A 14,373-nucleotide genomic window follows, 5' to 3' on the forward strand; every position below is an offset into this window, starting at 1 on the left:
ACCTTGCCAACTGCAGGGGCGCTGCGCCTCCTCTGCACGACTGCCGAGAGCGGATAATCAAGCGGGCCGGACAGGAGTCCGGCCCATCCCAGTACAGACAAGGACGCCCCATGAACGCCGTACAATTTGACCGGGTCAGTCGCCACTATGGCGAGGTGAAGGCGGTCGATGACATCTCTTTCCAGATCCCCTCCGGGGAATTCTTTACCCTGCTGGGGCCGAGCGGTTCCGGCAAGACCACTTGCCTGCGGATGATCGCGGGCTTCGAGTACCCGAGCGACGGGGAGATCAGCCTGTTTGGCGAACCCTGCTCGACCGTGCCGCCCTATGATCGCAACCTCAACACCGTGTTTCAGGACTATGCCCTGTTTCCCAACATGGATGTGCGCGACAACATCGGCTATGGCCTGATGCTCAAGGGGGTCGCCAAGGCACAGCGTTACCGCAAGGTGGACGAGATGCTGGAGCTGGTGCGACTGCCCGGGGTCGGCAAGCGCCGACCAAGCCAGCTCTCCGGCGGCCAGCGCCAGCGCATCGCCATCGCCCGGGCGCTTATCAACCAGCCACGCATCCTGCTGCTGGACGAGCCGCTGGGGGCCCTCGATCTCAAGTTGCGCGAGCAGATGCAGCTTGAGCTCAAGGCGTTGCAACGCCAGTTGGGCATCACCTTTATCTTCGTCACCCACGATCAGCAGGAGGCGCTCTCCATGAGCGACCGGATCTGCATCTTCAGTCAGGGCAAGATCGAGCAGATCGCTGCGCCCGATACCATCTACGACGCTCCGGCGACGCCGTTTGTGGCCCGCTTCGTCGGTACCGTCAATCTGTTCGAAGGGGAGCAGGCCAGACGGCTGTGCGGTGACGGCAGCCAGATGATGGTGCGCCCGGAGCGGATCCGGCTCGCTGAGGCGGGCACGCCGGGCTGGTCGGGGGAGATCCGCGAGGTGGAGTATCTGGGTCCCTTCGTCCGTTATCGGGTTGATCTCGGGGAGCAGCTCGAGATCATCGTCAACCACCCCAATGAGGGGCAGGCCCGTCTGGCCCGTGGCTGCAGGGTCAGCCTCAGCTGGCCGGAGCAGGCCATCCATCGCCTGAGCGGCGCCCATCAGGGGGCGCAGCCATGAGTGCCCCTCACAGTGCGAGTCTTGCCATGAACCATCAGCCCGAACCTGCCCGTTTCAGGCCGCTGCGGCGCCTCTCGACCCTGCTCTATGGTCGACCCGGCCTGCTGCTGGCGATCCTGCTGGGGCCGCCGCTGCTGTGGCTTGGCATCATCTATGTCGGCTCCTTGCTGATGCTGCTCTCCAACTCTCTGTTCGGGCTGGACGAGTTCAGCGGTCAGGTGCGCCACGAGCTGGGGCTGCAAAACTTCGTCGCCCTGCTGCGACCGGAGAATCTGGATGTGATCGGCCGCACCGTCGGCATGTCGCTGCTGGTGACCCTGGCCTGCGCCCTGCTCGGTTTTCCGGTTGCCTACTACATGGCACGCTACACCAGTGGCAAGACCCGGGCGCTGTTCTATGTGGGGATCATGCTGCCGCTCTGGTCCAGCTATCTGGTGCGGGTCTATGCCTGGAAGCTGATTTTGGCCAAGGAGGGGGTAGTGAGCTGGCTGGCCGACAGCATGGGGCTGGAGTGGCTGCTCGATGCCATCCTCTCCCTGCCGGTGATAGGTGGCCCGTCGCTCTCTTTTTCGCGGCTCGGCACCTTTATCGTGTTCGTCTATGTCTGGCTGCCCTTCATGATCCTGCCCATTCAGGCAGCGGTGGAGCGTATACCGCGATCCCTGCTGGAGGCGAGCAGCGATCTGGGGGCGACACCCGCCCAGACCTTTCGCAACCTGATCCTGCCGCTGGCGTTGCCCGGTGTGGTGGCGGGCTCCATTTTCACCTTCTCGCTGACCCTCGGTGATTACATCATCCCCGGCATCATCGGCAACTCGACCATGTATATCGGTCAGGTGGTCTACATGCAGCAGGGAACGGCGGGCAATCTGCCCTTTGCCGCCGCCTTCTCGCTGGTGCCGATCCTTATCATCGCCATCTATCTGGCGATTGCGAAACGGTTAGGAGCCTTTGATGCGCTTTGACTCTATCTCTTTGAACCGGCAGCAAGGAGGCCGTCATGTCAGCTAGCTCAGTGAGCCGTCAGGGAGAGCGCCCTTCGGGCCTGCTCAAGTACGCCGCCATCGGTGGACTCTTGTTCCTGCACTTTCCCATTCTGTTTATCTTCCTCTACGCCTTCACCAGCGAGAGCAAGAGTTACCAGTTTCCGCCCCCCGGGCTCACCCTCAAGTGGTTCGAGGTGACCCTCAATCGCCCCGATGTGTGGCGTGCCATCCAGCTGTCGCTGGAGGTCGCGGGGCTGGCGACGTTGGCAGCCATGATCCTCGGCACCTTGGCGGCAGGGGCCATTGCCCGCAGCCGCTTCTTCGGTCAGGAGGTGGTGTCGCTCTTGCTGGTGCTGCCCATCGCGCTGCCCGGTATCGTCACCGGTATCGCGCTGCGCTCGGCCTACGGCCTGATGGAGATCCCGTTCAGCTTCTGGACCATCGTTATCGGCCACGCCACCTTTTGCGTGGTGGTGGTCTACAACAATGCGCTGGCCCGTTTTCGCCGCACCAACCAGAGCCTCATCGAGGCGTCGATGGATCTCGGGGCCGACGGCTTCCAGACCCTGCGCTACGTGATCCTGCCCAATCTGGCCACGGCGCTGCTGGCGGGGGGCATGCTGGCCTTTGCCCTGAGCTTTGACGAAGTGATTGTCACTACCTTCACGGCGGGCCAGCAGACCACGCTGCCCATCTGGATGTATCAGGAGCTGATCCGCCCCCGAGACAGGCCGGTCACCAACGTGGTGGCCCTCATCATAGTGGCCTTCACCACTATCCCCATTTTGCTTGCCTACTACCTCACTCGCGACACCCACGATGTCGCTGGCAGTGGCAAATGATGACTCAACGCGTGCGCAAGGATGCAACCATGAAACTCTCAACCCAACTCTTGATTGATGGCCAGTTTGTGACCGGCGAGGGGCAGGCCGAACCCATTCTCAACCCGGCTAACGGCGAACAGATCGCCTCTGTACCCGAAGCCTCGTTCGAACAGGTGAACCGGGCGGTGAACGGTGCCCAGCGCGCCTTCGCCCAGTGGAGCCGCACTACCCCTGCCCAGCGCAGCAACCTGCTGCTGCGTCTGGCGGATCTCGTCGAACGCCACGCCGAGGAGTTCGCGGCGCTTGAATCCCTCAACTGCGGCAAACCCTATCTGGCAGTGCTAAACGACGAGCTGCCCGCAGTGGTGGACTGCTTCCGATTCTTTGCCGGGGCGGCCCGCTGCCTGCAAGGGCCGCTGGCGGGGGAGTATCTCGAGGGGCACACCAGCATGATCCGCCGTGATCCTATAGGTGTTGTGGGCAGTATCGCCCCCTGGAACTACCCGCTGATGATGGCGGCCTGGAAGATGGCGCCGGTGCTGGCGGCGGGCAATACGGTGGTGCTCAAACCCTCCGAGCAGACCCCGCTTACCGCCCTGCGTCTTGCCGAACTGGCCAGCGAGATCTTCCCCCGCGGCGTTATCAACGTCATCTGCGGGCGGGGCGAGAGTGTGGGGGCGCCGCTGGTGGAGCACCCGCTGGTGCGGATGGTGTCGCTCACCGGCGATATCGCCACCGGCCAGAAGATCCTGCAGAGTGCCGCCCGTACCATGAAGCGCACCCACCTTGAGCTGGGGGGCAAGGCACCGGTGATCATCTTCGACGATGCGGATCTGGAAGCCGTAGTGGCGGGCATTCGCACCTTCGGTTTTTACAATGCAGGGCAAGATTGCACCGCCGCCTGCCGTATCTATGCCCAGGGCAAGATCTACGACAAGTTCGTCGCCGCCATGACCGATGCGGTGGCCTCCATCAAGGTGGGCAGCCAGTACGAGGAGGGGGTCGAGATGGGGCCGCTCATCTCGGACAGACAGCGCAACCGGGTCGCCAGCTTTGTCGAGCGGGCCCAGAGCAGCGGTCATGTGGAGGTGACGGCGGGGGGCAAGATCCGTCCCGGCAACGGCTTCTTCTTCGAGCCGACCCTGATTGTCGGGGCCCGGCAGGAGGATGAGATCGTGCGGCGCGAGGTGTTTGGCCCCGTGGTGTCGGTGACCCGTTTCAACGATGCCGAGCAGGTGGTGCAGTGGGCCAACGACTCGGACTATGGCCTCGCCTCGTCGGTCTGGACCAAGGATCTGAGCCTCGCCAGCAAGGTGGCCAGCCACCTGCAATATGGTTGCACCTGGATCAACACCCACTTCATGCTCACCTCCGAGATGCCTCATGGCGGCATGAAGATGTCGGGCTACGGCAAGGATCTCTCCCTCTATGCACTGGAGGATTACACTGTGCCGCGCCATATCATGGTCAAGTTGTAGTGGGGATTGGTTAGCTGGTTGTCACAATTTATTTACAACTGTTTCCGGCAGCCGACTCATGGGTCGGCTGCTTTTTTTGTTGCCATTTCGTTACAGTGAAATCGTGATGAAACGGCAAGGCGCCTTGATGTGGCGCCAGAGGATGGAACCGCTATGGCAACCTTCTACACCGCCCACCAGCCGGATGCTGACGGGGTGATCCACTACAGCAACGAAGAGCACGGCACCTGGCAGATCCTGATCGAACGTCAGTTCGCCGCTCTTGCTGGCAAGGGGTGTAACGAGTATCTGGCCGGTCTCGACAGGCTGGGGCTGCCCCGTGATCGCATCCCCCAGCTGGCCGAGATTAACGCTGTCTTGCAGCCTGCGACCGGCTGGTCGGTGGCGGCGGTGCCTGCGCTTATCTCGTTCGATCGCTTCTTCGCCCTGCTGGCCAATCGCCAGTTTCCGGTGGCGACCTTTATCCGGCGCCGGGACGAGCTCGACTACCTGCAAGAGCCCGATATCTTTCACGAGATCTTTGGCCACTGCGCCATGCTGACCAATCCGGCCTTTGCCCACTTCACCCACCTATACGGTCAGTTGGGGCAGCAGGCGAGCAAGGATCAGCGGGTTTTTCTGGCGCGGCTCTACTGGTTCACCGTGGAGTTTGGCCTCTTGGCAACGCCCGACGGGCTGCGTATCTACGGTGGCGGCATTCTCTCCTCTATCGGCGAGACAGCTTATGCCCTCTCCGGCCAGCCGCTGCTGCAACCTTTCGATCTGTTGACCGTGCTGCGCACTCCCTATCGTATCGACATCATGCAGCCCACCTATTTTGTGCTGCCGAGTCTCGATCATCTCTACCAGCTGACCGGGGAGGAGATCATGGCTGCTCTGGCGGAGGCCAGTCGTCTTGGCCTCTATCCGCCGCGCTTTGAGGTTCCCGCTGGCAAACAGGCGAGCTGACCAAAGGCAAACAACTCTATTTCATTTTCATTAATTCAAGCAGGAGTAACTTATGTCCGAACTGGCCAGCCAGCAGTGTGAAGCGTGCCGCGCCGATGCCCCCAAGGTGAGCGATGAGGAGCTGCGCGAGCTGATGCAGCTTATTCCCGACTGGCAGCCGCTGGTGGAGGAGGGAGCGCTGCAACTGCGGCGGGAATTTACGTTTCGCAACTTCAAAGAGGCGCTGGCCTTCACCAACCGCCTGGGCGAGCTGGCGGAAGCGGAGTTCCATCATCCGGCCATCCTGACCGAGTGGGGGAAGGTGACCGTCAGCTGGTGGACCCACAAGATCGGCGGATTACACCGCAACGACTTCATCATGGCTGCGCGTACAGACCAATTGCCCAGATAATCTGAGAACAGGTTGAGGCGGAGTATCCCCCTTCCTGCATTTCTGACCGAATGGGGGAAGGTGACCGTCAGCTGGTGGATGCATAAGATCGGCGGTTTGCATCGCAACGACTTCATCATGGCGGCGCGCACCGATCAGTTGCTCCGGTAATCGAACCCCACACCAGCGTCATCGGTTGACCCGGGCCTGCCTGCGAAAGCGGGGCAGGCCCGCATTTTTATGGGCTGGCGCTCGCACTGGGGGGATCGAGACTGTATTATCCGCTCATTCATAGAGTTAGCTAGGAAGTGTGTCCCGAATGCGTCTTGAAGTCAGCTGTGAAGACCGCCTGGGCCTGACCCGGGAACTGCTCGACCGCCTGGTGGAGCACAATATCGATCTGCGCGGCATCGAAATCGATACCTCAGGCATCATCTATCTCAACTTTCCCGAGCTGGAGTTCAGTGATTTTCAGCACCTGATGCCGGAGATCCGCCGCATTCCCGGCGTCTACGACGTCAAGACCATCCCCTACATGCCTTCCGAGCGAGAGCATCACGAGATCGAGGCGCTGCTCAAGGCGCTGCCGGATCTGGTCTTCTCCCTCGACAGCAAGGGCAAGGTGACCCAGGCCAACCAGTCTGCCCTCACCACCCTCGGCTTGCCGGTGGAGGAGGTGCGCGGCGTGGCGCTCGGTTCGCTGGTCAAGGGTTTCTCCTTCACCCGCTGGCTGGAGGCGAGCGAGATCAAGCCGCAGACCTGCAAGCTCAGTTTCAATGGCGAAGAGTATCTGGCAGATCTGATGCCGCTGTTCGTGGCAGAAGCCCGCGGCAAGCAGGCGCTGGCCGGGGCCGTGGTGGTGCTCAAATCTGCCCGCCGGGTCGGCCTGCACTTCAGCGCGCTTCATGCGGTGGAAGTGGGGGGCTTCGAGCATCTGCAGGCCGAGAGTCCCAAGATGAAAGAGGTGCTGTCGCAAGCGCGCAAACTGGCGATGCAGGACGCGCCGCTGCTGATTGTCGGTGAGACCGGTACCGGCAAGGAGCTGCTGGCCCGTGCCTGTCACGGGGCCAGCCTGCGCTCCAGCCACCCCTTTATGGCCCTCAACTGCGCCGCCATGCCCGATAACGTGGCCGAGAGCGAGCTGTTTGGTTATGCCCCCGGCGCCTTTGGCAACAACACCGAGGGCAAGCGCGGCGTGCTGGAGCTGGCGAGCGGCGGCACCCTGATGCTGGACGAGATCGGCGACATGTCTCCCCATCTGCAGACCAAGTTTTTACGGGTGCTGCAGGATGGGGTGTTCCGCCGGGTCGGTGACGAGCAGGAGGTGAAGGTCAACGTGCGTTTCATCTGCACCACCCAGAAGCAGTTGCTGGATCTGGTGCACGAAGGAACCTTCCGCGAGGATCTCTACTATCGCCTCAACGTGCTCAGTCTGGCGCTGCCACCCCTGCGCGAGCGCAAGGCGGACATCATGGTGCTGGCCCAGCAGTTTGTCTCCCGCTTTGCCAGCGAGTTGCAGCGACCCCGTCCGCGCTTTACCCGCAACATGGCCGACTACCTGACCGCCTACCGCTGGCCGGGCAACGTGCGTCAGCTGCGCAACTGTCTCTACCGTGCCATGACCCTGCTGGAAGGGGATGAGCTGGGGCCCGAGCAGATCGACCTGCCGGTGGCGGCCGATACCATGCCGCTGATCGACGAGTGGTTTGAGGGGAATCTCGACGATGCGGTGAAGCGCTTCGAGAGCCAGCTGCTGGCCCGGCTCTATCCCGCCTTCCCATCGACGCGCCAGCTGGCCAAACGCCTGGGCGTGTCGCATACCGCCATCGCCAACAAGCTGCGGGAATACGGCATCAGCAAGAAGTGATTTCCGCCTTGCTGCCTGCCACCAGAGAGCCCGTTACCAGACGGGCTCTCCGTTTTCTTTACACGAACTCGGTAGATGATGGCGGGGTGAGACTTGTCAGGCCAGTGTCAGCCAACTTACTATCTGGGTTCATGTACCCGAACCGCAATGCCATAGCAGCGGTATTGTCAAGGCGACCACCTCCCGATCATGCTGTTACTCTTTTCCCCCCGTTTAACTGCCCGTCTGGCGCTCCTGTTGGTTGCGTTTGGCCTGCTGTTGCCCCGCGCGCTGGCGGAAACGGCCGCGGAGAGCCGGGCGACGGCGGTCAGGGAGCTGGTGCTCGATATCATGAGTTACACCCGCTGGCCCACCGAACCTGCGGTGCTGCGTATGTGCGTGGCGGCGCCGACCGAATATGCCGGCGCCCTCTTTACCATCGATCGTCAGGCCAATGGCCGTACCGTGCAGGTCCATCGTTACGAGGCGAGCGATCCGGCCATCAGCGATCACTGCGATGTGCTCTATCTGGGGGTACTCGACGAGCCGACCCGGATTGCGCTGTTTGCCCGCCTGCAGGGACACCCAGTGCTCAGCATCAGCGAATACAACCACGACTGCTCCACCAGCTCGGTGTTCTGCCTGCAGACCTCGCCGGACAGCGTGCGGGTGCGGTTTAAAGTGAATCTCGATGCTCTGGCCCTGAGCGGCGTGCGGGTGCATCCCGCCGTGCTCAAGCTGGCCCATGCCGACAAGGGGGTTCCATGAGACGACAGGTGAGCGCGGCTCCCCGCCGTCTGACCCTGCATCAGAGCTTGGGGCGAACCCATCTGGTGGCCGCCATCACAGCCGTCAGCGTGGCAGGACTCTTTTTTACTCTGGTGGCCCTGCTGGTAGTGCGTTTTTACGCCGACCACAATCTGGAGCTGGTAGCCCGCGCCATCAGCTACAGCGCCGAGGCGGCGGTGGTGTTCCACGATGAGGAGGCGGCGAGCGAGGCACTTAGCGGCATCGTTGCCAAGGAAGAGGTGGCCGAAGCCACTATCGTGCTGACCAATGGCCAGCTGCTCGCCAGTTGGGAGCGCCCCAGAAGCAACCCGCTGGTGACGCTCGAAGACTATCTGGCCCAACTGCTGATGCCGGGGCCTGTCAAACTCCCCATGCTGAGGGGGGGGGAGCAGATCGCCACCATCGAGCTGCGCGGCCACGGTGAATACCTGTTGCTGTTTTTGCTCTCGGCGCTGCTGGCGATGGTGGTTTGCCTGATGCTGAGCGCCATGGTGGCTCTCTATGTGGCTGACCGGATGCAGGTCTCCATCACCGCACCGCTGCGCAAACTGGCACTTGTCGCCCACTCGGTACGCCGACAGCGCACCCTGGGGATGCGGGCGCCACCGGCCGATATCGTCGAGATTAACGAGCTGGGGGATGACTTCAACTCCCTGCTGGACGAGCTGCAAGCCTGGCAGGCCCAGCAGGCCCGCGAAAATGCCAGCCTGCTCCATCAGGCGACTCACGATGCCCTCACCGGACTGCCCAATCGCGCCCTGTTTGAAGCGCGGCTCGCGCAGGCCATCTCCCTCGGCGAGCAAGAGGGGTTTGCGCTGCTCTATCTCGACTGCGATCGTTTCAAGCAAATTAATGACACGCTGGGGCATAACGCCGGTGACGATGTGCTGATCGCGCTCTCAAGACGGGTACAACATCAGCTGCGTCCGGATGATCTGGTTTTTCGCCTCGGTGGTGACGAGTTTGCGGTGCTGGTTGGCCCACTCCAGCGACAGCATGAGGTGGAAGAGGTGATTGGCCGCATCCAGCAGGCGATGAGCGAACCGGTGGCGCTGCGTGACGGTCGTCAGCTGGTGGCCGAGGTGAGTGTCGGCTTTGCCGTCTATCAGGCGGGCATGAGTGCCAGCGTGCTGTGTGATCAGGCCGATGCGGCCATGTATCTGGCGAAACGGGCGCGCCGCAGCGAACAGCAAACCATCGCCTGACTGGCAAGAATAACAACATAAACAAGGAGCAAACCATGAAGATCACCCACCTGTTGAAAGTGACCCTGCTGGGGTTGATGTTGTCGCTGCTGGCCGGTTGCCAGAGCGCGCCCAAGGGGTTGACCCCGGAGCAGATCGCCGTGCTCAAGGAGCAGGGCTTTTATCTGACCGATGAGGGGTGGACGCTGGATCTGGCCAACCGGGTGCTGTTTGCCAACAACGTGGGGGCGCTCAATCCCCAGACTCGCCAATCCGTTGAAAAACTGGGTAAAACACTGCTTGGCGTAGGATTGGACAAGGCGCGGGTGGATGGCCACACCGACAATACCGGCGAGAGCAGCTACAACCAGCAGCTCTCCCTGAAGCGGGCTCAGTCGGTGGCCGATGTGCTGGTCTCGGTCGGCATGAAGCCAGCCAATCTGGAGATCCATGGCCGTGGCGAGACCATGCCGCTGGCGGATAACAAGACCAGAGAGGGCCGGGCCGCCAACCGCCGGGTTGCCATCGTCATCAGCGATCAATAACCCTTTCATCGTTTCGTTACCCATAAAAAAAGAGCGCCCGATCGGCGCTCTTTTTGATCGCGACAGCTGGGGTCGCGGGGGCATGTGGGGCAGGGTTACTGCGCGCTATTTTGCCCGTTATTGTCGTGATGGCTGCGCAGGCGGATGTTGATCATCTCCACCACCAGCGAGAAGGCCATGGCGAAGTAGATGTAGCCCTTCGGAATATGCAGGTCCATCCCCTCGGCCATCAGGGCGAAACCCACCAGGGTGAGGAAGGAGAGGGCCAGCATCTTGATGGTGGGGTGGGCATCGACGAAATCACCGATGGATTTGGCGGCAAACATCATGATGAAGACGGCGATCATGATGGCCAGCACCATCACCGGCACGTGATCTGCCATGCCGACCGCGGTGATCACCGAGTCGAGGCTGAAGACGATATCGAGGATGGCGATCTGGATCAGGGTGCTGATAAAGCCCGAGGCCGCTTTGCTGACGCTCTCCGGCTCGGCCGCCCCTTCCAGGGTGACGTGGATCTCGTGGGCACTCTTGCCGATGAGGAACAGGCCCCCCAGCAGCAGGATCAGATCGCGGCCGGAGATGGCTTCACCCAGCACGGTGAAGAGCGGATCGGTGAGGCGCATCACCCAGGCCAGCGAGAGCAGCAGCAGGATCCGGGTACCCATGGCGAGCCCCAGACCCAGAATACGCGCTTTTTGACGCTGCGCCTCCGGCAGGCGACCTACCAGGATGGAGATAAAGATGATGTTGTCGATGCCCAGCACGATCTCGAGCAGGGTAAGGGTGGCGAGTGCGACCCAGGCAGAGGGATCAAGAACCCATTCCAGCATGATTGAACCTTGGTTGAAAATTGGTTGGAAAATTGAAGCAGCGCATTCTAGCAGGGGCGCCACTGCTTGTCCCAGAGGGGGGAAAAGATAAAAATGGTGGCCATCGCAAGGGAGGCAGGCATGTTTCGATTAGGGTTCATTATTAATCCGGTCGCCGGGATTGGCGGTGCAGTGGGGCTCAAGGGCAGTGACGGTGTGGTGGCCGAGGCGCTGGCCCGAGGCGCTGTGCCCAAAGCGCAGGAGCGGGCGCGGCAAGCTCTGTTGCTACTGTGCGAGCTGAATGTCCCGTTCGAACTGCTGACGGTGGCGGGAGATATGGGGGAGACGGTAGCCCGATCTCTGGGACTACCCTGTCGGGTCATCTATCAACCGGTCGGGGAGAGCACCTCGGCCGATGATACCCGCCACGCCGCCGAGTTGATGCGCGAAGCCGGGGTCGATCTGCTGCTGTTTGCCGGTGGCGATGGCACGGCGCGGGATATCTGCGCCGCGGTGGGGGAGTCTTGCCATGTGCTCGGCATTCCGGCGGGGTGCAAGATCCACTCCGGCGTCTACGGGGTGACGCCTGCCGCCAGCGGGCGGGTGGTGGCGCGGATGATCGCAGGGGAACTGCTCAGCCTGATCGATGCCGAGGTGCGCGACATCGACGAGGAGGCGTTTCGCGCGGGCAAGGTGCGGGCCCGCCACTACGGCCAGCTGAAGGTGCCCGGCGATCTGCGTTATGTGCAGGCGGTCAAGCAGGGGGGAAAGGAGTCCGAAGAGCTGGTGTTGGCGGATCTCGCCGCCGGTGTGGTGGAGCAGATGGAGCCCGATACCCTCTATCTGATGGGCTCCGGCAGCACGGTGGCAGCCTGTATGGCAGAGCTCGGTCTGGAAAATACTTTGCTCGGTGTGGATCTGGTGGAAAATGGCCGACTTATCGGGCAGGATCTCAGCGCCGCCGAGATCCTGACCCGGATCCGCGGCCGTCGCTGCCGACTGATCATTACCCTGATCGGCGGACAGGGACATCTGTTCGGGCGCGGAAATCAGCAATTGAGTCCAGAGGTGATTCGGTGTGTCGGGCTGGACAATATCCAGGTGCTGGCAACCAAAGCCAAGCTTGCCGCCCTTGCGGGCAGGCCGCTGCTGGTGGATACCGATGATCCCGAATTAAACCGGGCGTTGCGTGGTTATCTGCGAATAACCACGGGATACAAGGATCAGGTCATCTACCCGGTGGCCAACCCGGAATAGGACGCCAAGGACGCTGCTGGCCTGGCGCCAGAGAGCTGCAATCAACCGGATTGCGGTTCCATACCCCCGAATTTTTTGCCGCAAATGAGGCTGCGTTACATGACGATTCACGATTTTGAGCACAAGTTGTTGGGACTGATCGACAGCATGGTTGCCACCGCGACCGACGATGAGCTGTTTGCGGGGGGTTACCTGCGAGGTCATATCTCATTGGCCGTTGCCCGGGCCGAGCTGGAAGGCAAGACCCTGGTGCGGGACGTCAAGAGCTATGTGCTGCGCAGCCTCAACGAGGCGATCTTGCAAGGTGAGCTTTCTGAAGAGGATGAAAAACTGGTGCAGGCGATGTGGAGTCGTTTGCAACAAGACGCAGAAGCTTGATCGGATACACAATTCAAACTGAAGTTTGAGTTTATTCTTCCCCTGAAGTTAGTGAAAGGTTAATAATAAGTTTCGCCTTTTGTTTCAGGGATTAAACTATGGCCTCCTCCTCACGCATTGCCAATAAACTGCCGCTCGAGATGCTCTATCACTGGGAGCGGCAGTGTCCTGATCGAACCTACCTGCGTCAAACTATCAATCGCGAATATGTCGATTTCACCTGGGGTGAAGTGGCCGATGAAGCGCGGCGGATGGTGACGGCCTTGCGTCACCTCGGTCTGGTGGCCGGTGACAAGGTGGCGCTGCTCTCCAAGAATTGCGCCCAGTGGTTTATCGCCGATCTGGCGATGCAGATGGGGCAATACGTGAGCGTGCCCATCTACCCGACTGCCAACGTCGACACCATCGAATATGTGCTGCGCCACAGCGAGGCCAAGGCGATCTTCGTCGGCAAGCTGGATGACTGGAAGAGTCAGGAGGCGGGCGTACCCGCCGATCTGCTGCGCATCGCCTTCCCCTATGACACCATGCCGGCCAGCCACCAGTGGGACGATCTGCTGGAAGCGCACGAGCCGATCCCTGACAGCCCGGTGCAGGCCCCTGACTCCCTGCTGAGTCTGGTCTACACCTCCGGCAGTACCGGCAAGCCGAAAGGGGCCATGCTGAGCGTCGAGCGTTACGCCTGGTCGTGCGAGAAGCTGGTGGAGACGGTGAGCCTGAGCCAGGCCGATCGGGGCTTCTCCTACCTGCCGCTGGCCCATATTACCGAGCGGGTCTACATCTACGGCGGCAGCCTCTATGGCGGTGCTACTATCGCGTTCCCCGAATCCCTCGACACCTTTATCGAAGATGTCAAACGCTGCCGTCCCACCGTCTTTATCTCGGTGCCACGTCTGTGGGCCATGTTCCGCATCAAGATCCACGAGAAGCTGCCCCAGAACAAACTGGAGTTGCTGCTCAAGATCCCGCTTATCTCCGGCCTGATCAAACGCAAGCTGCAAAAGGGGTTGGGACTGGATCAGGCCCGGGTACTCGGCTGCGGCTCCGCGCCGGTCTCCCCTGCGCTGCTTGAGTGGTATCTGAGCATCGGTCTCAAGGTGACTGAAGCCTGGGGCATGACCGAGAACCATGCCTACTCCACCATCAACTACCCGTTCCGCGCCGACAAGATCGGCACCGTCGGCAAGGCGGGGATTGGGGTGACCATCAAGATCTCCGACGAGGGGGAGATCCTCTGCCGCTGCGAAGGGATGATGCTGGGTTACTACAAGGATCCCGAGCACAGCGCCGAGGCCATCGATGCCGAGGGGTGGCTCCACACCGGCGACATGGGCAAGCTGGACAAGGAGGGTTATCTCACCATCACCGGCCGGATGAAGGATGTGTTCAAGACCGCCAAGGGCAAGTATGTGGCGCCGGTGCCCATCGAGGGGCTGCTGGGTCAGGAGCCCATTATCGAACAGCTCTGCGTGATTGGTTATGGCATGCCCCAGCCCATTGCGCTGGTGCAGCTGGCCGAGAGCGCCATGAAGGGCAATCGGGAGGAGGTCAACGCCAGACTGGAAGCGGCGCGGGTACGGGTCAACGATCAGCTGGAATCTCATGCCAAAATTCGCGGCATTCTGGTAGTGAAGACTCCCTGGAATATCGAAAACGGCGTGCTGACCCCCACCATGAAGATCAAGCGTCACCTGCTGGAGCAAAAGTACGCCCAGGTCGGGGATCGCTGGCCCTCATCCCAGGTGGTGGTGTGGGAGGAGTAAATCCCGTCTTTCCATAGCGCAACAAACAACAACGGCCCTTGATGGGCCGTTGTTGTGTTTGGGGCATCT

13 protein-coding genes and 1 pseudogene are annotated in these 14,373 nt (G+C 61.4%); 13 read left to right on the plus strand and 1 reads right to left on the minus strand.

Translation table 11 applies throughout. From position 1 onward, the window contains the following. Positions 1–110: 110 nt before the first annotated feature. The 10 genes and pseudogenes from BN1139_RS20165 (at position 111) to yfiB (ending at position 10,094) form a co-directional block, all read left to right on the plus strand. The gene (locus BN1139_RS20165; protein ID WP_005352647.1) at positions 111–1,124 is read left to right on the plus strand and encodes an ABC transporter ATP-binding protein; all 1,014 of its coding nucleotides are present in this window, start codon (positions 111–113) and stop codon (positions 1,122–1,124) included. Continuing rightward, on the plus strand, positions 1,121–2,089 hold the full coding sequence (locus BN1139_RS20170) for an ABC transporter permease (RefSeq protein ID WP_005346227.1): 969 nt from the start codon (positions 1,121–1,123) through the stop codon (positions 2,087–2,089). Before BN1139_RS20165 ends, BN1139_RS20170 begins: the two co-directional genes overlap by 4 nt. Positions 2,090–2,124: 35 nt before the next feature. Beyond that, a complete protein-coding gene (locus tag BN1139_RS20175; RefSeq protein ID WP_005352644.1) occupies positions 2,125–2,952 on the plus strand; it encodes an ABC transporter permease in 828 nt (275 codons plus the stop codon). A 29-nt stretch (positions 2,953–2,981) separates the two neighbouring features. Next, positions 2,982–4,412: a gamma-aminobutyraldehyde dehydrogenase gene (locus tag BN1139_RS20180; RefSeq protein WP_005352640.1), complete on the plus strand. Its 1,431-nt coding sequence runs from the start codon at positions 2,982–2,984 to the stop codon at positions 4,410–4,412. 153 nt (positions 4,413–4,565) lie between these two features. Further along, on the plus strand, positions 4,566–5,360 hold the full coding sequence (phhA, locus tag BN1139_RS20185; protein ID WP_005352638.1) for a phenylalanine 4-monooxygenase: 795 nt from the start codon (positions 4,566–4,568) through the stop codon (positions 5,358–5,360). Between the two features lie 52 nt (positions 5,361–5,412). Continuing rightward, positions 5,413–5,895: pseudogene (locus BN1139_RS20190) on the plus strand (4a-hydroxytetrahydrobiopterin dehydratase); the annotation flags it as partial. Between the two features lie 154 nt (positions 5,896–6,049). After that, positions 6,050–7,597 carry a transcriptional regulator TyrR gene (gene tyrR, locus BN1139_RS20200; RefSeq protein ID WP_005333656.1) on the plus strand — a complete coding sequence of 516 codons (1,548 nt, stop codon included), beginning with the start codon at positions 6,050–6,052 and terminating at the stop codon, positions 7,595–7,597. 189 nt (positions 7,598–7,786) lie between these two features. Next, the gene (gene yfiR / locus BN1139_RS20205) at positions 7,787–8,344 is read left to right on the plus strand and encodes a regulatory sequestration protein YfiR (protein WP_005333646.1); all 558 of its coding nucleotides are present in this window, start codon (positions 7,787–7,789) and stop codon (positions 8,342–8,344) included. Beyond that, a complete protein-coding gene (gene dgcN, locus BN1139_RS20210) occupies positions 8,341–9,570 on the plus strand; it encodes a diguanylate cyclase DgcN/YfiN (protein WP_005352621.1) in 1,230 nt (409 codons plus the stop codon). Before yfiR ends, dgcN begins: the two co-directional genes overlap by 4 nt. Positions 9,571–9,605: 35 nt before the next feature. Beyond that, positions 9,606–10,094 (plus strand): outer membrane lipoprotein YfiB, encoded by a 489-nt coding sequence (gene yfiB / locus BN1139_RS20215; protein WP_005333642.1) that lies wholly within the window; start codon positions 9,606–9,608, stop codon positions 10,092–10,094. Positions 10,095–10,189: 95 nt separating this feature from the next. Here the strand turns inward: yfiB and BN1139_RS20220 are convergent, their stop codons facing one another. After that, the gene (locus BN1139_RS20220) at positions 10,190–10,927 is read right to left on the minus strand and encodes a TerC family protein (protein WP_005352619.1); all 738 of its coding nucleotides are present in this window, start codon (positions 10,925–10,927) and stop codon (positions 10,190–10,192) included. A gap of 120 nt (positions 10,928–11,047) precedes the next feature. On the opposite strand from BN1139_RS20220, the gene BN1139_RS20225 reads away from it, so the two are divergent. From BN1139_RS20225 to BN1139_RS20235, 3 genes are all read left to right on the plus strand, one after another. Further along, entirely contained in the window at positions 11,048–12,163 is a 1,116-nt protein-coding gene (locus tag BN1139_RS20225) for an ATP-NAD kinase family protein (RefSeq protein WP_013723647.1), read from the plus strand. 99 nt (positions 12,164–12,262) lie between these two features. Then, positions 12,263–12,541: a YfcL family protein gene (locus tag BN1139_RS20230; RefSeq protein WP_005333639.1), complete on the plus strand. Its 279-nt coding sequence runs from the start codon at positions 12,263–12,265 to the stop codon at positions 12,539–12,541. 98 nt (positions 12,542–12,639) lie between these two features. Next, the gene (locus tag BN1139_RS20235) at positions 12,640–14,304 is read left to right on the plus strand and encodes an AMP-binding protein (protein ID WP_013723648.1); all 1,665 of its coding nucleotides are present in this window, start codon (positions 12,640–12,642) and stop codon (positions 14,302–14,304) included. Positions 14,305–14,373: the final 69 nt, after the last annotated feature.

The sequence above is a fragment of the Aeromonas veronii bv. veronii genome (assembly GCF_000820225.1).
GTDB classification, from domain to species: domain Bacteria; phylum Pseudomonadota; class Gammaproteobacteria; order Enterobacterales; family Aeromonadaceae; genus Aeromonas; species Aeromonas veronii.